At 60.6% G+C, this 17,297-nt stretch carries 18 protein-coding genes; 11 read left to right on the forward strand and 7 right to left on the reverse strand.

Features of this window, described 5'->3' with window-relative positions; translation table 11 throughout:
• The first annotated feature begins 1 nt into the window (after window position 1).
• Window positions 2–2,074 carry a hypothetical protein gene (locus QD357_RS07515; RefSeq protein WP_107108684.1) on the forward strand — a complete coding sequence of 691 codons (2,073 nt, stop codon included), beginning with the start codon at window positions 2–4 and terminating at the stop codon, window positions 2,072–2,074.
• Window positions 2,075–2,079: 5 nt separating this feature from the next.
• Entirely contained in the window at window positions 2,080–2,505 is a 426-nt protein-coding gene (locus QD357_RS07520) for a GNAT family N-acetyltransferase (RefSeq protein ID WP_107108849.1), read from the forward strand.
• Between the two features lie 84 nt (window positions 2,506–2,589).
• On the opposite strand, the gene QD357_RS07525 is transcribed toward QD357_RS07520, so the two are convergent.
• Window positions 2,590–3,162: a GNAT family N-acetyltransferase gene (locus QD357_RS07525; protein WP_107108685.1), complete on the reverse strand. Its 573-nt coding sequence runs from the start codon at window positions 3,160–3,162 to the stop codon at window positions 2,590–2,592.
• A 330-nt stretch (window positions 3,163–3,492) separates the two neighbouring features.
• Here QD357_RS07525 and QD357_RS07530 point away from each other — a divergent pair, with 330 nt between their 5' ends.
• Window positions 3,493–4,482 (forward strand): glutathione S-transferase family protein, encoded by a 990-nt coding sequence (locus QD357_RS07530; RefSeq protein WP_107108686.1) that lies wholly within the window; start codon window positions 3,493–3,495, stop codon window positions 4,480–4,482.
• Window positions 4,483–4,493: 11 nt separating this feature from the next.
• Here the strand turns inward: QD357_RS07530 and QD357_RS07535 are convergent, their stop codons facing one another.
• Window positions 4,494–4,985 (reverse strand): NUDIX domain-containing protein, encoded by a 492-nt coding sequence (locus tag QD357_RS07535; protein ID WP_107108687.1) that lies wholly within the window; start codon window positions 4,983–4,985, stop codon window positions 4,494–4,496.
• 67 nt (window positions 4,986–5,052) lie between these two features.
• On the opposite strand from QD357_RS07535, the gene QD357_RS07540 reads away from it, so the two are divergent.
• From QD357_RS07540 to QD357_RS07560, 5 genes are all read left to right on the forward strand, one after another.
• Window positions 5,053–5,973 carry a metallophosphoesterase family protein gene (locus QD357_RS07540; RefSeq protein WP_245407485.1) on the forward strand — a complete coding sequence of 307 codons (921 nt, stop codon included), beginning with the start codon at window positions 5,053–5,055 and terminating at the stop codon, window positions 5,971–5,973.
• A gap of 93 nt (window positions 5,974–6,066) precedes the next feature.
• The gene (locus tag QD357_RS07545; protein ID WP_107108688.1) at window positions 6,067–6,633 is read left to right on the forward strand and encodes a hypothetical protein; all 567 of its coding nucleotides are present in this window, start codon (window positions 6,067–6,069) and stop codon (window positions 6,631–6,633) included.
• Window positions 6,634–6,844: 211 nt separating this feature from the next.
• Window positions 6,845–7,360 (forward strand): RNA polymerase sigma factor, encoded by a 516-nt coding sequence (locus QD357_RS07550; protein WP_107108689.1) that lies wholly within the window; start codon window positions 6,845–6,847, stop codon window positions 7,358–7,360.
• A gap of 20 nt (window positions 7,361–7,380) precedes the next feature.
• Complete coding sequence (locus QD357_RS07555) at window positions 7,381–8,199, forward strand: anti-sigma factor family protein (RefSeq protein ID WP_107108690.1); 819 nt, start codon at window positions 7,381–7,383, stop codon at window positions 8,197–8,199.
• Window positions 8,200–8,309: 110 nt separating this feature from the next.
• Complete coding sequence (locus QD357_RS07560; RefSeq protein ID WP_107108691.1) at window positions 8,310–8,513, forward strand: hypothetical protein; 204 nt, start codon at window positions 8,310–8,312, stop codon at window positions 8,511–8,513.
• A 46-nt stretch (window positions 8,514–8,559) separates the two neighbouring features.
• On the opposite strand, the gene QD357_RS07565 is transcribed toward QD357_RS07560, so the two are convergent.
• Complete coding sequence (locus QD357_RS07565; RefSeq protein ID WP_107108692.1) at window positions 8,560–8,964, reverse strand: hypothetical protein; 405 nt, start codon at window positions 8,962–8,964, stop codon at window positions 8,560–8,562.
• A gap of 304 nt (window positions 8,965–9,268) precedes the next feature.
• Between QD357_RS07565 and QD357_RS07570 the strand changes: the two genes are divergently transcribed.
• Window positions 9,269–11,119 (forward strand): ABC transporter ATP-binding protein, encoded by a 1,851-nt coding sequence (locus tag QD357_RS07570; RefSeq protein WP_107108693.1) that lies wholly within the window; start codon window positions 9,269–9,271, stop codon window positions 11,117–11,119.
• 66 nt (window positions 11,120–11,185) lie between these two features.
• Here QD357_RS07570 and leuA read toward each other — a convergent pair whose 3' ends face one another.
• Both leuA and QD357_RS07580 read right to left on the reverse strand, forming a co-directional pair.
• Complete coding sequence (gene leuA, locus QD357_RS07575) at window positions 11,186–12,898, reverse strand: 2-isopropylmalate synthase (protein ID WP_107108694.1); 1,713 nt, start codon at window positions 12,896–12,898, stop codon at window positions 11,186–11,188.
• A 329-nt stretch (window positions 12,899–13,227) separates the two neighbouring features.
• The gene (locus QD357_RS07580) at window positions 13,228–14,412 is read right to left on the reverse strand and encodes a benzoate/H(+) symporter BenE family transporter (protein WP_107108695.1); all 1,185 of its coding nucleotides are present in this window, start codon (window positions 14,410–14,412) and stop codon (window positions 13,228–13,230) included.
• A gap of 251 nt (window positions 14,413–14,663) precedes the next feature.
• Between QD357_RS07580 and QD357_RS07585 the strand changes: the two genes are divergently transcribed.
• The gene (locus tag QD357_RS07585; RefSeq protein WP_107108696.1) at window positions 14,664–15,047 is read left to right on the forward strand and encodes a YciI family protein; all 384 of its coding nucleotides are present in this window, start codon (window positions 14,664–14,666) and stop codon (window positions 15,045–15,047) included.
• A 111-nt stretch (window positions 15,048–15,158) separates the two neighbouring features.
• Here the strand turns inward: QD357_RS07585 and QD357_RS07590 are convergent, their stop codons facing one another.
• On the reverse strand, window positions 15,159–15,746 hold the full coding sequence (locus tag QD357_RS07590) for an ATP-dependent Clp protease proteolytic subunit (protein WP_107108697.1): 588 nt from the start codon (window positions 15,744–15,746) through the stop codon (window positions 15,159–15,161).
• A 228-nt stretch (window positions 15,747–15,974) separates the two neighbouring features.
• Here QD357_RS07590 and QD357_RS07595 point away from each other — a divergent pair, with 228 nt between their 5' ends.
• Window positions 15,975–16,775: a DUF2076 domain-containing protein gene (locus tag QD357_RS07595; RefSeq protein ID WP_107108698.1), complete on the forward strand. Its 801-nt coding sequence runs from the start codon at window positions 15,975–15,977 to the stop codon at window positions 16,773–16,775.
• Window positions 16,776–16,831: 56 nt separating this feature from the next.
• Here the strand turns inward: QD357_RS07595 and queF are convergent, their stop codons facing one another.
• Window positions 16,832–17,296 carry a preQ(1) synthase gene (queF, locus tag QD357_RS07600; protein ID WP_107108699.1) on the reverse strand — a complete coding sequence of 155 codons (465 nt, stop codon included), beginning with the start codon at window positions 17,294–17,296 and terminating at the stop codon, window positions 16,832–16,834.
• Window position 17,297 lies beyond the last annotated feature (1 nt).

Below are 17,297 nucleotides of genomic sequence, written 5' to 3' on the forward strand. Positions count from 1 at the left end.
GATGAATATTGGTTTCGCCCCGTTCCTGCCCTGGCCCATCCTCGCCGCCCTTGCGGTGCTGACGCTTGCCATCGCCGCGCTCGCGATCTACCGCCGCATGCGCGGCAGTGGTATCCGCGCGCTGGCGGCATTGGCCCTGCTCGCCGCCCTTGCCAATCCCGTATTGATGCAGGAGGACCGCGACCAGCTCTCCACCATCGTTCCCGTCATCGTGGACCGCAGTCCGAGCCAGGAGACGCCGGAGCGCATCAAGATGACCGACGATGCGCTGGCCGCACTGAAGGATCGGCTGGCGCAATTCCCGCGTATCGAGCCGCGTATCGTCGAAGTGCGCGAACCCGCCGAATCCGAGTCGCCTTCGACACGCCTCTTCGCTGCGCTCTCGTCAGCGACCGCCGATGTGCCGCCCGCCCGTGTCGGCGGTGCGATCTTCCTGACGGACGGCCAGATCCACGATATTCCCGGCGTCAATCAGGCACTCGGCTTCGACGCACCGATCCACGGGCTGATCACCGGTAAGCCGGACGAGTTCGATCGTCGCATCGAGGTGGTGCGCGCGCCTCGCTTCGGCATCGTCAACGACGAGCAGCAGCTCGTGTTGCGCGTTGTCGATGATGGCAAAAGCCCCGGCGGCACCGCAGCCGTCACCGTCAGGATGAATGGCGACGAGATCGCCACGCTGCAGGCGACGCCCGGCCAGGACACGCCCTTCAGCTTCAAGGTGCCGCGCGCCGGCAACAATGTGCTCGAATTCGCCGTCGCCGAAGTCCCCGGCGAAGTGACGCCCATCAACAATCGCACCGTTCAACTGATCGAAGGCATCCGCCAGAACATGCGTGTGCTGCTCGTCTCCGGCGAACCGCATGCCGGCGAGCGCGCCTGGCGCAATCTTCTGAAGTCGGACGCCTCCGTCGACCTCGTGCATTTCACCATCCTGCGTCCGCCGGATAAGCAGGATGGTACGCCAATCAACGAGTTGTCGCTGATCGCTTTCCCGACGCGCGAACTCTTCGTCGACAAGATCAACTCTTTCGACCTGATCATCTTCGACCGTTACCAGGACCGCCCCAACGTCCTGCCGACGATTTATTATGATTACATGGCCCAATATGTCGAAAACGGCGGCGCATTGCTGGTGGCCGCCGGTCCCGAACATGCGGCCGGCAATTCGATCGCGCTGACGCCGCTATCCTCTGTCCTCCCGGCAGAGCCGACCGGCCAGATGATCGAGAAGCCTTTCTATCCGCGCCTGTCGGAACAGGGCCGCAAGCACCCGGTCACGCGCGGCCTCGACGGATCGGACACCGAGCCGCCGCATTGGGGCCGCTGGTTCCGCAGCGTCGATGTGGAGAAGCCGCAGGGCCAGACCGTGATGGTCGGCGCCGATAACCATCCGCTGCTGGTTTTGAACCGCGTCGGCCAAGGCCGCGTCGCCATGCTGCTTTCCGACGAAGGCTGGCTCTGGGCGCGCGGCTATGAAGGCGGCGGACCGCATGTGTCGCTCTATCGCCGCATCGCGCATTGGCTGCTGAAGGAACCGGCTCTGGAGGAAGAGGCACTGACGGCAAACGCCGCCGGCCGTACGCTGGAAGTCACGCGCCAGACGATCGGCGACGATCCAGGCCCCGTCACCGTCAAAGCGCCCTCCGGCAAGACGCAGACCCTGCAGTTGAAACAGGCGCAGCCGGGCCTCTATCAGGCCCAGAAGCACATGAGCGAAATCGGCCTTTACCAGATCACCAGCGGCAATCTTTCGACGCTGGTGCATGTCGGCGCCGTCGACGCGCCGGAATTCAAGGCGATGATCTCGACGACGGAAACGCTGAAGCCCCTGGCAGAAAAGACCAAGGGGCTTGTCACCCGCGTTGCCAGCGCTGGCGGCGGCGTCACCGTTCCGCCGATCCTACCGGTGCGCGGCGCCGTTCGCATCGCCGACGACCAACGCCTGACCATCCGCATGACCGACGAAACCGTCCTGAAGGGCGTCAACAACCTGCCGCTCTTTGCAGGCTTCGCCGGTCTTGCCGCTCTCCTCTTCGCATTCTCCGCAATGTGGTGGCGCGAAGGACGGTGAACATGATGCCGCAACTCGATGTGACCGACACCCCGTCAGAAAGTGAACTCGCGGCGATCGGCGAAGGATTGACGGCCTTCAACGCCGCCGATGTCGGCCCTTCCAAGCGCCGCTCGCTCGCCGTTCTGATCCGAGACGAAAGCGGCAAGACCATGGGCGGCATTTCGGGTTATACGGCCTGGGGCTGGCTGTTCACCGCGTGGCTGTTCGTGCCGGAAACGCTGCGCGGTCAGGGCATGGCGGGAAAGCTGCTGGAAGCAGCGGAGACGGAAGCGATCACCCGCGGCTGCCAAGGTGCCTGGATCGACACTTTCAATCCGCAGGCGCTGCGCGCCTATCAGCGGCAGGGCTATGTCATCTTCGGCGAACTGCCGGAATTTCCCATCGGACGCAGCCGCTATTTTCTACAGAAAAAACTATCGCCCCGCTGATGGAAACGGGACGATAGGCTTCTTTTTACAGATGCCCGCGCGATGCAGCCGGCAAGCGACAGATGGCTTGTGGAAGTCGCGGCGTTAGCCGGCGATTGCCCTCAACGGCAAATCGTCATCGTCATTTTCCTCATCGGAGACAACAACCGGGATGTCCGCGTCCCGCCAGGCGATCGTGCCCGTGAGCCGCGCATGCGTGTCGGCGGCGATCGGCACGACGAGTACCCTGTTGGGATCGACCGGCCCCGGAAAAGCGAGCGCGTTGTAGGCGACTTTCTCGAAGCCGAGCGGACCATAATAAGGCGGATCGCCCACCAGGATCACCGCTTCCGACCCCCCGCGCTTGGCGGCTTCGACGGCGATCCGCACGAGCTCGCGGCCGATACCCTGGTTCTTGTGGGAAGGCCGGACGGCGAGCGGTCCCAGCAGATGCCCCTTGACGGAACCCGCCAGCACCGGCGTCATCCGGACAGAGGCGATCGTCTCGCCATCATCTGCGCAGATGAAGGAGAGCGAGCGGTCATGCGCGCCCTGCTCGCGAATCCGCGCTGCGGCACGGGTAAACCGACCGGGACCAAATGCTTCTTCGTTGATGAGTTCGATGACAGCGTCATGCGACGCGTCCTCAGTGAGGTAGACCAATTCGTGCTTGTGCATTAGACCAAAGAAACCAGATAGACATACGGGATGGTTCTCGAAAACGCTTGTCGAGCGTTCGGGATCATCGGCGTCGTCGCAGGCTTCTGATTGCTTCCATAGCAAGTGGTCCTCAAAGTGTGACAAGCCCGATAGCAGGAAATGCCCGGCTCGTCCAATGCAAAATGCGAGCGGCCGGTTATTGAGGCATGATCTTGTCCGAAAACCACTTCGCACTTTTCGCGATCATGTCTGTGACGCACTGTTCATCGTTTGCCGTCTCGAAATTCCGCCGGCATGCCGTATTTTCCAGGTCAAGTTCCTCGACAGGATTTCCGAAAGGACAGAGTAATGGGCATGATGGTTGACGGCGCCTGGCATGACATCTGGTACGACACCAAGGAAACCAAGGGTCATTTCAAGCGCGCGGCTTCGCAGTTTCGCAACTGGATCACCGCGGACGGCACGCCGGGTCCGAGTGGTGTGGGCGGTTTCAAGGCCGAGGCCGGCCGCTATCATCTCTATGTTTCGCTCGCCTGCCCATGGGCGCACCGTACCCTGATCTTCCGCAAGCTGAAGAAGCTCGAAAACCTGATCTCCGTTTCTATCGTCGATCCGCTGATGCTGGAAAACGGCTGGGAGTTCAAAGATCGGGATGGTGGGACTGTCGATAACCTCTTCGGCGCAAAGGCGCTCTGGGAGGTCTACGCCAAGGCCGATCCGCATTATTCCGGCCGCGTCACCGTTCCCGTCCTCTGGGACAAGAAGACCGGTACCATCGTCAACAACGAATCCTCCGAGATCATCCGCATGTTCAACAGCGCCTTCGACGGCCTGACCGGCTCGAAGGACGATTTTTATCCGATGGACGTGCGCGGCGACATCGATGCGCTGAACGAGATCGTCTACGACACGGTCAACAACGGCGTCTACAAATCCGGTTTCGCCACGACGCAGGAAGCCTATGAGGAAAATGTGCTTCGCCTGTTCGAAACCCTAGATATGCTCGACAAGCGCCTGGAACGAAGCCGCTACCTCTTCGGCGACCGGCTGACCGAGGCCGACTGGCGGTTGTTCACCACACTCGCCCGCTTCGATGCCGTCTATGTCGGCCACTTCAAATGCAACATCCGCCGCATCGAGGATTACCGCAATCTATCCGGATATCTGCGCGACCTCTACCAGATCCCGGGAGTCGCCGAGACGACCAATCTCATGCACATCAAAAATCACTATTATTGCAGCCACAGGACGATCAACCCCACCGGCATCGTCCCCGTCGGCCCTGACCTCGATTTCGAGCGCCCGCACGCCCGGGAGCGGCTGGCAAAGGCGGCTTGAGGCAGCAAGGCCTACCAATAATTCGAGGGCGGCGCGTCGCCCTCCAGCTCCTTCAGCCGCCGGTAAGTTGCCCTAGTCGTTCCAGGCGGCAGGGCATCGAGCGGAAAGAAACCGCTTTCGACGATTTCGAGATCCGGCTTGCGCGGCACGGTCTGCTCGACCTCCACACGGTAGAAGACGACGTGATCGCGTTTGCTGGTCCGGTTGTTGAAGTAGACGTGGAAGATCTGCGGCCGGCCGGATATCACCAGATTGCCCTCTTCCCGCAATTCCTTCGCCAACGCCTGTTCCACTGTCTCATGCCGCTCAACACCGCCGCCGGGCATGTGCCAGCCGGCGACATACGAATGCCGAACCAGGAAAATCCGCCCCTGACTGTCGAAACAGGCCGCCCGCACACCCATGGTCATGCTGCGGGTGAGCACAAAATAGCTGTGCAGCATTCGGCCGAACAGCTTGGCCCGCCAACCGCGGGCTTCGTCGGGAGCAGTGCTGTCATTCATGCTGCGGTCCGCCGTTGCGTTCCACCATCGAAAAACCGATGTATTTGTTTTGACAATAGACTGAGCTATGTCTCATCTCATGTTCAAGCTCGCGCATATTTCCGACGTTCACCTAGGCCCCTTGCCACGGCTTTCGATCAGAGAACTCGCCTCCAAACGCATTACCGGATTTGTGAACTGGCACCGAAACCGGCGCAAGCATCTTTTTGGCGGAACGCTCGATCTTCTGCTCGACGACATCAGGTCAAAGCAGGCCGATCATCTGGCGGTGACCGGCGATCTCGTCAATCTCGCCAGCGGTATCGAAATCCGCACTGCCGCGGAATGGCTGAAGACGCTCGGCGACCCTGCCTTTACCTCCGTCGTACCCGGCAACCACGATGCCTATGTGCCCGGCTCCTATGAGAAGGCCATGCGCGCCTGGTATCCATATGTCCAGGGCGACCATGCGCCGTCTGAGTGGCAGGAGGATCGGCGCATTTTCCCCTATCTGCGCATTCGCGACCGCGTCGCGCTGATCGGCTGCTCGACGGCGGTGGCGACGCCCCCCTTTGCCGCCAGCGGCTTCTATTCGGCCCGGCAGGCACGCGAGACAGTCAATATGCTGCGCGCCGCCGGCGAGGCCGGCCTTTTTCGCGTTGTTATGATCCATCATCCGCCGATCCGAGGCGCAACCAGCTTTTACAAGCGCATGATCGGCATCCGCCGCTTCGCCGCTGTGGTCTCGACGGGCGGTGCGGAACTCGTCCTGCACGGCCACACGCATCTTAACACGCTGCATTGGCTGAGGGGGCAGACCGGCCCGGTGCCCGTCGTCGGCATCGCATCGGCCTCGCAGGGTCCCGGCGGGCTGAAGCCGGCCGCTGCCTACAATCTCTTCACCATCGACGGCCATCCCGGCGCCTGGGAGCTCAAGGCCGAGCGCTTCAGCCTCAATGCACGGGGCGACGACGTAGAGGAGCAAGGCGTCGATATCCTGGCTTCATAAGCTCTGGCATTTTGTGAAGGCGGCCCCGTCGTTTCGGTGGCGTTTTCGAATATCCGGCGCTACAATTCTCACATCGGATTTCAGGAGGATGGAATGGGTTTTGGTGTAGCGATGAAGAGTTCGGCCGTGACTGCGCTTGCGGTCGGATTTCTGTTTGGCGCCAGCCTGCAGGCTCTCGCCGCCGGCTCCGAGGGCGACGAGACGGCACCACCGCCGAAGACCAAAACCACAACCAAATGTACTGACGGCAAGGTCTGGGACAAGGATAAAAAAGAATGCGTGAAACCGCAGAAAAGCGGCTTCAACGACGATAAGCTTTTCCAGGCGGCGCGCGAATTCGCCTATGCCGGCCAATATGACAACGCCATCACCGTCCTGAAACTTGCCAAGAACCAGGACGATCCCCGTATTCTCAACTATCTCGGTTATTCCAACCGCAAAGCCGGACGCATGCAGCTCGGCATGACCTATTATCGCAAGGCCCTCCAGCGCGACGAAAACTACATTCTCGCGCGTTCCTATATGGGCCAGGCGCTGCTCGAGCAGGGCGATGTGCAGGCGGCGCGTGTGCAACTTGTTGAAATCCGCGATCGCGGCGGCGAAAACACCTGGGCCTATCGCGCGCTGCTGCAATCGCTGAATGGTCAAATCAGGTATTGAGACAGGTGCGAGAACCCCATTCCTCAAGATCGTGTGAGAAGTGGAGATGAAGCGCACAACCGCTTTTTGAAGACTTGCGAAACGGCACGAAAATGGTTCATACCAACACAGAACGATCCTTCGGCTCAGTTAGCTTTTTCCGCAAGAAAGGCCGTCTTTTGCCGAAGGACGACCGCAGCTCGACAACCCTCAACGCCCCTGTGGAAAGACAATGCCTACGCCGGTAGCCGCCATCGACATCAGACGAGATCTGGTAGGCCTTCTTCCGAAGCTCCGGCGCTTCGCCTTGACACTGGCCGGCGATCTGACTGACGCGGACGAGCTGGTGCAGGGCGTTTGCCAGCGCGGCATTGCGAAATTCCATCTGTGGAACAATGACGGCCGGCTCGAAAGCTGGCTCTACACCATGGCCCGCCATCAATGGGTGGAAGAGTCCCGACGCCATCGGCTGCGGCCTGCCACCAAGGGTAGCGCCTTGGAACAAGGCGAACTGGCAACGCCGGGCATGCGTACCAATCCTGTCGAAGCAAGCGAAGCGCATCAGATGGTCACATCTTTGCCCGAAGGACTTGCCAGTGTCTTCCTGCTCGTCGATGTCGAAGGGCATAGCTACAAACAGGCGGCCGATATTCTTGGCATCTCCTTGTCGACGGTGGCGTCCCGGCTTTCCGGCGCCCGCCTTCGCCTCGCCACTCAAGGTCACAGCCGCTCGCCGCGAAGGTTTTAGCATTGCAGGATATGAAAAAAATGCCGCTCGAAACTCGTTTGTCCGCCTTTATGGACGGCGAGACGAGTCGCGAGGAGAAAGAGGAGCTGGAGCGGCTCATCGCCTCCGATCCGGAAGCGCGGCGGATTTTCGATGAACTGAAGCATGGCTCCGATGTCGGCCGCAAGGCTTTCGACGAGGTACTGAAGGAGCCGGTGCCGCTAGCTTTGGTGCGCTCCATCAAAAGCGCGCAGGCGCCGAAGCCGCGCGAGCCCGCCCCTCGCCTTTCCCGGCCATCCCTGAAGCTTGCTCCGACCGGTCGCCAGGCGCTCGCCGCCGCTCTCATCCTCTTCGTGGTCGGTGGCGGCATCGGCTATCTCTTCGGCGTCCAGCCGTCCAGCGCGCCGGCTGCGACCCCGGCTGCACCGGCCCCGAGCCGCACATGGCTGGACGATATTGCCGCCTATCACCGCATCTATGCGCATCAGCCTCGCCATGTCGTCGAAGTACAGGCGACTGAAGCCGACGAGATCATCCAATGGCTGAAGGGGACCGTCGGCGTGAAATTCAACGTGCCGGATCTCGCCGCCGATGGGTTGGTCTTCCAAGGCGCGCGCATGTTCATTGCCACCGGCAAACCGGCCGGTCAGTTGATCTACAAGGACCTCGACGGCGACGTCATCGCCATCTGTTTCATGAAAGATGAAGGGGTCGCCGACGACGGCAATTTTGACGAGACCATCAGGGATGATGTGAGCATCGTATCCTGGCATCGCAACGGCACCGCCTATGCCGTCGTCGGCCCCTCCTCCGACGCGATGCTCGACCAGATCGCCGACCGGGTATCGACGGAAATTTGAGCTGAGCCGCCACAGCCCTGCTTGCGACTTTCATGCAGCCCGAGGATACTATCAGTCAGTCCATCGCGCCCGGAGCTTCAGCCGACGGGCGCATTCCCTGGAGATTGACCATGTCCGACATTCTGTTGACCATCCCGGAGATTGACGAGCGCATTGCGGCAATAAGAGAAAATCTCCGCGAGTTGATCGAACAGGCGGCCGCATATTCCGGCGCAGCGGACGAGGAACTCGCATCGACACGCATCGCCGAGCAGGAGGAAGAGCTCGAACGCCTGATGAAACGGCGCGAGGAACTTTCCGGACAAAAGCCCTGACGGCGAGAAGACGGCGTTGACTTGTCTGCCGTCTCCTCTCGCAAGATCAGCGAGATCGCGCCGGCGAAATCGTTGCCGTGGCCTGCTCACTTGAAAAGATGATGAAGGCGAACAGCAGAACGCCGATGAAGATCACGATCGACGCTGCCGCAACGATCGGCTCCATCGCCATATTGCCGAGAAGCATCATATACAATGCCGGCACCAGGACTGCGACGCCGGCTGTGTAGACACAATATTGAATCATCGCCAGCCGCCTTTCCGCCTTTTGCGGGTTCAGCGCATGATAACCGCCGAAGAGTGCCATGGTCACCCAGCCGAGGAGATTGGCATGCGCATGGGCGCCGATGACGCTATGATCCTCGGTAATTGCCATTTTCAGGCCTATTCCAATTCCGATGATCAGAAAGATGATTGCTGTCTTGAAATACAGATTGGCAACGCGTGGCATGACGTTCCCCCCAGATAGGATTGCCGGCAGTTTAAAATATCACGCCGATCCGCCTGCCGGGAATTCAGCTTAATGGACGATAGCGGGGTCGATTTCACCCATATCGGGGGAAGCGCCTTTCTATGGATGCCATTTTTGCTGACATTAGCGCCATCATGCGCTATACAACCGGCAAGCGACTTGAGAGGAGAGCGTTTGATGAAAACCCACGGCACCGGAAACCACCGCTGAAAAGCAGTGCCGTGAAGGGCTGCTTGTTCGGCCCATCCATCAAACTGTCATCTCGCGCCCCTGGAGGGCACTCATGTTTCGTCGCTTTGAAAAGCTCGTCGATCCGTTCCAACATTATGCCGATCTGAACCCGCCATCCGATCCATGGCGGTATCTGAAGGGCAACCTGCATCCGTTCCGCTTCGTCATGGCAATGAGCCTTGCCCTGACCGTCATCGGTGCGGCGATCGAGATCTGGCTCATCGGCTATACCAGCCAGCTCGTGGATATCCTGGCAGCCGCTCGGCCGGATCAACTTTGGGCATCCCATGGCACCGAATTGCTGGCTGCCGCCGCCCTTGTGCTGATTGGACGGCCGCTTGCCGGCTATGTCAGGGAAAGCCTCGACGACATCGCATTTCGGCCGAATGCCGAGACCTTGTTTCGCTGGCGCGCCCATCGCCACGTCCTGCGGCAATCCGTTGGCTGGTTCCGCCAGGATTTTTCCGGGCGCATCGCCAGCCAGGTGCGCGACATCGGCAATTCCGCGACTGGAGCGGCCTATGCGGTGCTGCATACGCTATCCTTCGTGACAATCTATGTCGCCGGCTCGCTCTGGCTCATGGCCTCGATCGATCTGCGTCTCATCTGGCCACTCCTCGTCTGGCTCTGCTGCTATCTGGGTCTGATGGCGTTGGTCATCCCGCGGCTTCGCAGAGCGTCCGAGGACTTTCAGGGCGCCTATGCAGCGCTCACGGGCATGTTGGTCGACACCTATGCCAATATCGACATCATCAAGCTCTTTGCCAATGCGGCCGAAGAAGACCGTGAAGGACGGGAGCGCTTCGCCGCTGCCCGCAAGACCTTCGTGCGCGTGCAGAAGCTCGAAGTCATGGTCAATTCGAACATGCTGTTCCTGGGTAGCTGTCTGATCGTCGGCCTGGTCGGCTATGCCGTGATCCTTTGGCAGGCCGGCAGCGCGCCGCTCGGTCTGATTGCCGCCTCACTCGCCTTGAGTTTCCGCATCACCGGCATGGCGGAATGGATGCTCGACGCCGTCTCGTCGCTGTTCGGTCACCTCGGCGCAATGCGGCAATCGCTGCTGACCGTGACGCAACCGCTCACCGTCACGGATGCGCCTGATGCCCGCCAACTCACAGTCAGTGGCGGCGGTATTACCTTCAAGAAGGTGACGCATCATTATGGCAAGGGTAGTGGCGGCCTGGCCGGCGTTTCACTGCGGATCGCACCCGGCGAAAAGGTCGGCCTCGTCGGTCGTTCCGGCACCGGAAAGTCGACGCTCGTCAATCTGCTATTACGGTTCTTCGATCCGGAAGCGGGTTCCATCGAAATCGACGGACAGAATATTCGCGGGATCACCCAGGAGAGCCTGCGCAGACAGATCAGCATGGTGACCCAGGACGCTGCCCTGCTCCACCGCTCGGTTCGCGATAACATCGCCCACGGCGATCCCCGGTTCTCCGAAAACGCGATGATGGCGGCGGCGGACAAGGCGGCGGCGAGCGGATTTATCGCAACGCTCCGGGATCACGAAGGCCGCACCGGCTACGATGCCCATGTCGGCGAGCGCGGCGTCCAGCTATCGGGCGGACAAAGGCAACGCATCGCCCTTGCCCGCGCCATCCTCAAGGATGCGCCGATCCTCGTGCTGGACGAAGCGACGTCGGCGCTGGATTCGGAGGTGGAGGCTGTTATCCAGGAGACGCTCTATGGCGTCATGGAGGGCAAAACGGTCATCGCGATCGCCCATCGCCTGTCGACCATCGCGCGGATGGATCGCATCGTCGTCCTCGATGAAGGGCGGATCGCAGAAGACGGGACCCATGGCGATCTGCTCGCGCAAAACGGCATCTATGCCGCATTATGGGCACGCCAATCCGGCGGCTTCATTGGCGACGATGATCCCGTCTTGAACGACGGATAGTGGACAAAAAAAATCCCCTCGATGACATCGAGGGGATTTGTCTTCACTAGGCGATGCGGCTGAAATTCAGCCCTGTTTCGCCCGGATATCGAGCACGCGGTTCGCCGCCGAGACGATCGCCTCGAGAGAGGCGGCGACGATGTTGGTATTGATGCCAGCACCGAAGAGCTTGCCGCCGGGATAGGAGGTCTCGACATAGGAGATTGCCGCGGCATTCGAGCCATGCTGCAGCGAATGCTCGGAATAATCCTCGACCGACATCGGAATGTCGAGATAGATCGAGAGAGCATTGATGAAGCCGTCGATCGGGCCGTTGCCGCGGCCTTCGATGCGCTTCACCTCGCCATTGTCGGTGATCTCGGCTGCGACGATCCGCTGCCCCCTGTTCTCGGGATCGGCGAAGGTGTGGTGGTCGACGAAGCGGATGCGCGCGTCGGACTGGGTCACGTAACGCTCGATGAAGTGGTCGTAGATGCGCTTGGACGGCAATTCCTTGCCCTCTTCGTCGGTGATGCGCTGGATCTCTTCGCGATATTCCACCTGGAGATTGCGCGGCAGGTTGAGCCCGTAATCCTGCTGCATGATGTAGGCGATGCCGCCCTTGCCCGACTGCGAGTTGATGCGGATGATCGCCTCGTAGGTGCGGCCGACATCCTGCGGATCGATCGGCAGATACGGCACTTCCCAAACCGGATGGTTGGCGACCTTGGCGGCCTTCATGCCCTTGTTGATCGCATCCTGATGTGAGCCGGAAAAGGCGGTGTAGACCAGTTCGCCGACATAGGGGTGGCGTTCGCCTATCGCCATCTGGTTGGAATATTCGAAGACTTCTTTCATGCGCTCGATGTTCGAGCAATCCAGCTCCGGATCGACGCCCTGCGTGAACATGTTCAGCGCCATGGTGACGACATCGACATTGCCGGTACGCTCACCGTTGCCGAACAGCGTGCCTTCGACGCGGTCGGCGCCGGCCATCAAGGCCAGTTCGGCAGCGGCGATACCGGTGCCGCGGTCATTATGCGGATGCAGCGAGATGATCAGGTTTTCGCGGTTGTCCAGATTGCGGCACATCCATTCGATCTGGTCGGCATAGATGTTCGGGGTCGCCATTTCGACGGTGGAAGGCAGGTTGATGATCAGCTTGTTGTCCGGCGTCGGCTTCACTACGTCGATGACGGCGTTGCAGATTTCCAGCGCCACCTCCAGTTCGGTGCCGGTGAAGCTTTCCGGCGAATATTCGAAGCGATAGCCGCCACCCGCCTTGGCCGCCATGTCGGTGATCATCTTGGCCGCATCGACGGCGATCTCCTTGATCCCCTTCACATCCTTGGCAAACACCACGCGGCGCTGCAATTCGCTGGTGGAATTGTAGAAATGCACGATCGGCTTGTTGGCGCCTTCCAATGCCTCGAAGGTGCGGGTGATCAGCTCCGGCCGGCACTGCACCAAAACCTGCAGCGACACGTCGTCGGGCACATTGCCTTGCTCGATGCACCAGCGGGCAAAGTCGAAGTCGGTCTGTGATGCCGAAGGAAAACCGATCTCGATTTCCTTGAAGCCCATCTCCAGCAACAGGTGGAACATGCGGGCCTTGCGGTCGTGGCCCATCGGATCGACGAGCGCCTGGTTGCCGTCACGCAGATCGACGGAGCACCAAATCGGCGCCTTGGTGATGGTTTTCGAAGGCCAGGTTCGGTCGGGAATATTGATCTGCGGGTAAGCGCGGTACTTCGCCGCTGCGTCGGGCATGCCTTTGGGGGAATGGCTGTTCGCGTCCATGTTTCGTCTCTTCCTTTCCCGTCATTTGCCCCGCGTCTTAACCGATCGTATGCGGCTTGGCGATGACAAATACGGACCCGCTATGGGGTATACTGTCGATTTTAGGGATATGTCGCGAGGAGCGATGGCCGGGCGGGCTCTACGGCCGCCGAGCGCTCCTCAAAGGACCCGGCAACCGCGCGTAAGGCCGAGAAGAAGAAGCGAAGTCAGGGCGCGCGTATTGTCACGCAGGGCAACGCGCCCACGTGCAATCTGTTCGGAAATCTTCGCGCCAGTCGTCTTCATGCCCGCGCTTATAGCCGTGCAGTCAAAAAGAAGCAACCCCTCGCTTATTTCTTCAGCAATTGCACCATGTGCGACAGTGCCATCATCAATCCTCCCGCGACCAGCCCCCAGAAGGCGCCGGAGATGCCAGCGAAGGAAACGCCCGATGCCGTGACGAGGAAAGTGATTGCGGCCGCCTCGCGCGATTCTGCCTTTTGAAAAGCGTTCATGGCCGAGTTGGACAATGCACCAACCAGCGCCAGCCCGGCGACGGCTTCGATCAGGATCGGCGGCGCCAGCGCCACGAAGGCGGTGACCGCACCGGCGAGCAGCCCAAGGATGATGTAAACAACCCCGGCAATAATCGCCGCCCAATAGCGCCGCTGCGGGTCGGCATGGGCGTCCTGTCCCGCACACATGGCGGCGGTGATCGCGGCAAGATTGACGGCATGCCCGCCGAGGGGCGCGCTGAACAGGGAAAACAGGCCCGTGACGGCAAAGAGCGGACCGGGCTTCGGATCATAATGGTGAACCTTCAGCACCGCGATGCCCGGAATATTCTGCGACGCCATGGTGACGATGAAGAGCGGCAGTGCGACGGAGACGAGGCCGGCGGCGGTGAAGGCCGGTTTGACCAGTTCAACGCTCGGCAGCAACGAATGCTGCAGCGATGCCAGCGCTCCATCAGGCACCTTCACGCCGAAAGCCAGCACCAGCGCGAAGGCAGCAAGCGCCGCCGGCACGGCCCAGAGCCGCTTGAATGCGCCGACGACGATCCAGGCGATAATGATCGGCAGGCCGAGCCAGGGATTGAAGCCGATTGCCTTCACCGGTGCGAAGCAAAGCCCGAGCAACACGCCGGCAAGCATGGCATTCGCCAACGCCGGCGGAATAGCGGCAACGGCACGCCCGAGCGGCCGGAACAGGCCGGCAATCACGATCAGCACCGCACAGACGAGAAACGCACCGACCGCCGCCGGAAAGCCGCCCTCAATGGCGCCGGCGCTCGCCAGGAGCGCCGCGCCCGGCGTCGACCAGGCAATGCTGATCGGCAGCTTTGTCGCAACGCTGAGCACGATGGCGCAGAGGCCCATCGAGATCGACAGGGCCGTCAACCCGGACGCAGCCTGCGCAGCCGTGGCACCGACCGCCTGCAGCCCATGCAGCACGACCGCGAACGAACTGGCAAAGCCGACAAAGGCGGTAAGACAGCCCATGAACAGGCTTTGAACGGAGAAATCTTTGAGCATGGCAGCGGCTGGAGACTCGTGGGTACGATGGAAAGCGCATGGAGCATCTCAAGCGTCGGTCATGCAAGTGCAGTTTCGCGAAGATCAGGCAATCCACCCAACCGAGCGCCATTCGATTGACAAAAGAGCACAGACAGGGATTGCGCACCAAACATCAAACCTGTGTAGTCAAATGCAACTAAGAGGTTTCTGAACTCCAGCCGATAGCTCGATTGGCTGAAACCGATAGATCCATAGAGGGGGAACGATCTATGTATTACGCCATCCTGGCCTATCACGAAGAGGGTGTGGTCGAATCCTGGACCAAGGAGGAAGATGCGGCCTTGATGACCGAACTTCTCCAGATCAATGATCGCCTCGTTCAGGAGAAGTCTTTGGGACCCGCCGCACGGCTTGGCTCGACGCAAGGCGCCGTGACGCTGCGAGGCAAGGGTGCCGGCATCGTCACTGACGGCCCTTTTGCTGAGACCAAGGAGCAATTGCTGGGCTTCTATGTTGTGGATTTTCCAACGCTTGAGGCGGCAGTTGCGGCAGCGCGCGACCTCCGCCGCGTCAATCCGACCGCGGTCTACGAAATCAGACCGATTTCGCTTTATATTCCCGGAGCGTCACTGGCATCCCGCGACGAGGAATAGCAAGTTCGGCCATAGCGCATCACCATCGCAACTTCCGCTACCCGGCAACGCAAAACGCCCTCGCCTGCCTTTCGGCAAGCAAGGGCGCCTTAACTCAGCAAAAGCCTTCGCTTAGATGTCGGCCTGCGACGTCACGATCCGGGAAACCAGGCCATAAGCCTTGGCTTCTTCCGCAGACAGCCAGTAGTCACGGTCCGTATCCTTGGCGATGCGCTCGACGGGCTGGCCGGTCGCTTCCGAGAAGATCTTATTCAGGCGCTCGTTCATCTTGATGATCTCGCGAGCCTGAATTTCGATGTCGGAAGCCATACCGCGCGTGCCGCCGGACGGTTGGTGCAGCAGGAAGCGGGTGTTCGGCAGGCAGATGCGGCGCTCCTTGGGGGCTGCCACGTAGATCAGCGCGCCCGCAGAAGCGACCCAACCGGAACCAATCATCCAGACCTTCGGCTTGATGAACTTGATCATGTCGTGAATGGAATCGCCGGATTCGACGTGGCCGCCAGGCGAATTCACGTAGATTCGGATATCCTCATCGCTGGCCGCGGCAAGCGCCACGAGCTGCGAGCAGACCTTCTGCGCCAGTTCCTGCGTAATGCCGCCATAGATGAAGATCGAGCGCGATTTGAAAAGATTCGCCTCCGCGTCCTTGCCCAAGGGCAGCTCTTTCGTCTTTTCTTCCTGTTCGTCTTCGTCGTTCATTCGCAAGTCTCCAGCAGATGTGTCCTACCGCACATAGTGCGACTCAATGCGTAAAACAATGCCGGAAAAAGGCAAGGCGCGAATAGCCTGGGAAAGCATGGCGTTATGGTTGCGGATTACCGAATTGTAACTTGAAGCGGCTTTGAAAAGCCGGAATTCCATCCTACGTCAGGTAAGCGCGAGAATCGCGCCCCGAATTTGCAGCAACAGATAGCCAAGGAGGCCATCATGTCGCCTGAAGAACGTCAACTGCTCGCGTCCCTCTTCGATCGCGTCCGCGCTACGGCCAGCACTCAGCGCGATGCAGATGCGGAGGCCTTCATCAATCAGTCGGTTCGCGATCAGCCCTATGCGCCTTATTTCCTCGCACAAGCTGTGCTCATGCAGGAACAGGGCATGAAGGCTGCCGCTGACCGCATCCAGCAGCTCGAAGCGCGCGTGCGCGAACTGGAACAGCAGGGCGCCGACAATCACCCGCAGCCCCAGAGCGGCGGCTTCCTCGGCGGTCTCGGCTCGCTGTTCGGCGGTGGCCAGCAGCAGCCGCAGCGTGGCCCGGGGCCGCAAGCCGGTAATTCGCAGCAGCAGGGCCGTCTCTATGACGATTATGCCCGCAATGCTCCGCAGCCCGGTCCGTGGGGCGGCCAGCAACAGCCAAGCGGCCCGTGGAACCCGCAGGCCGCCGCTCCCTCGGCAGGCGGCAGCTTCCTGCGCGGTGCCCTCGGCACGGCAGCCGGCGTCGCCGGCGGCGTCATGCTGGCGGAATCGCTCTCCAGCCTGTTCAGCCCCCATCTCGGCGGTACCGCCGGCGGTGGTCTCGGCGGCCTCTTCGGCGGCACGGCCGCCAATGCAGCCGAACAGCCCGTTCAGGAAACGATCATCAACAACAATTATTTCGGCAACGACAGCAATGGCCAGAACGATAATGGTCAAACCAATGTCGACTACGCATCGAATGATCAGGACGACGACAATGACAATGACTACGACGACTCGTCCGACAACGGCGGCGACGACAGTTCATTTGCCTGAAGCCAATCGTCTCTGATTGCAAAAAGCCGCCTCCCTTCGGATGGCGGCTTTTTAGTTTACCCGCGCCCACGATAAGGCTGCACGCCCTGATCCGGCAACCACACACCCTCCGGTGCCTTTCCCGTCTGCCAGAACACATCGATCGGGATACCGCCTCGGGGATACCAATAGGCACCGATGCGCAGCCATTTCGGCTCCAGCAGTTCGACCAGCCGCTTGGCGATGTAGATCGAGCAATCCTCGTGGAAAGCGCCGTGGTTGCGGAAGGAATGCAGGAAGAGCTTCAGCGACTTCGATTCCACCAACCACTCGTTCGGAATGTAGTCAATGACGATATGGGCAAAATCCGGCTGACCCGTCATAGGGCAGAGCGAGGTGAATTCCGGAGCGGTGAAGCGCACGACGTAGTCCGTGCCGGCATGGCCGGACGGCACTTTTTCGAGAACGGCGGCTTCGGGGTTCGCAGCCGTTTCGGTCTGACTGCCGAGCATCGACAGACCGGAAACATCGGTTGTAGGCATC

Origin of the sequence: Rhizobium sp. BR 317 (assembly GCF_047445835.1) — a bacterium.
Lineage (GTDB): Bacteria > Pseudomonadota > Alphaproteobacteria > Rhizobiales > Rhizobiaceae > Rhizobium > Rhizobium paranaense.

Bases quoted from the DNA above. Each gene is read 5' to 3' on its own strand.
- QD357_RS07515 (WP_107108684.1), top strand. From the start codon at position 2: ATGAATATTGGTTTCGCCCCGTTCCTGCCCTGGCCCATCCTCGCCGCC.
- QD357_RS07520 (WP_107108849.1), top strand. From the start codon at position 2,080: ATGCCGCAACTCGATGTGACCGACACCCCGTCAGAAAGTGAACTCGCG.
- QD357_RS07525 (WP_107108685.1), bottom strand. From the start codon at position 3,162: ATGCACAAGCACGAATTGGTCTACCTCACTGAGGACGCGTCGCATGAC.
- QD357_RS07530 (WP_107108686.1), top strand. From the start codon at position 3,493: ATGGGCATGATGGTTGACGGCGCCTGGCATGACATCTGGTACGACACC.
- QD357_RS07535 (WP_107108687.1), bottom strand. From the start codon at position 4,985: ATGAATGACAGCACTGCTCCCGACGAAGCCCGCGGTTGGCGGGCCAAG.
- QD357_RS07540 (WP_245407485.1), top strand. From the start codon at position 5,053: ATGTCTCATCTCATGTTCAAGCTCGCGCATATTTCCGACGTTCACCTA.
- QD357_RS07545 (WP_107108688.1), top strand. From the start codon at position 6,067: ATGGGTTTTGGTGTAGCGATGAAGAGTTCGGCCGTGACTGCGCTTGCG.
- QD357_RS07550 (WP_107108689.1), top strand. From the start codon at position 6,845: ATGCCTACGCCGGTAGCCGCCATCGACATCAGACGAGATCTGGTAGGC.
- QD357_RS07555 (WP_107108690.1), top strand. From the start codon at position 7,381: ATGCCGCTCGAAACTCGTTTGTCCGCCTTTATGGACGGCGAGACGAGT.
- QD357_RS07560 (WP_107108691.1), top strand. From the start codon at position 8,310: ATGTCCGACATTCTGTTGACCATCCCGGAGATTGACGAGCGCATTGCG.
- QD357_RS07565 (WP_107108692.1), bottom strand. From the start codon at position 8,964: ATGCCACGCGTTGCCAATCTGTATTTCAAGACAGCAATCATCTTTCTG.
- QD357_RS07570 (WP_107108693.1), top strand. From the start codon at position 9,269: ATGTTTCGTCGCTTTGAAAAGCTCGTCGATCCGTTCCAACATTATGCC.
- leuA (WP_107108694.1), bottom strand. From the start codon at position 12,898: ATGGACGCGAACAGCCATTCCCCCAAAGGCATGCCCGACGCAGCGGCG.
- QD357_RS07580 (WP_107108695.1), bottom strand. From the start codon at position 14,412: ATGCTCAAAGATTTCTCCGTTCAAAGCCTGTTCATGGGCTGTCTTACC.
- QD357_RS07585 (WP_107108696.1), top strand. From the start codon at position 14,664: ATGTATTACGCCATCCTGGCCTATCACGAAGAGGGTGTGGTCGAATCC.
- QD357_RS07590 (WP_107108697.1), bottom strand. From the start codon at position 15,746: ATGAACGACGAAGACGAACAGGAAGAAAAGACGAAAGAGCTGCCCTTG.
- QD357_RS07595 (WP_107108698.1), top strand. From the start codon at position 15,975: ATGTCGCCTGAAGAACGTCAACTGCTCGCGTCCCTCTTCGATCGCGTC.
- queF (WP_107108699.1), bottom strand. From the start codon at position 17,296: ATGCCTACAACCGATGTTTCCGGTCTGTCGATGCTCGGCAGTCAGACC.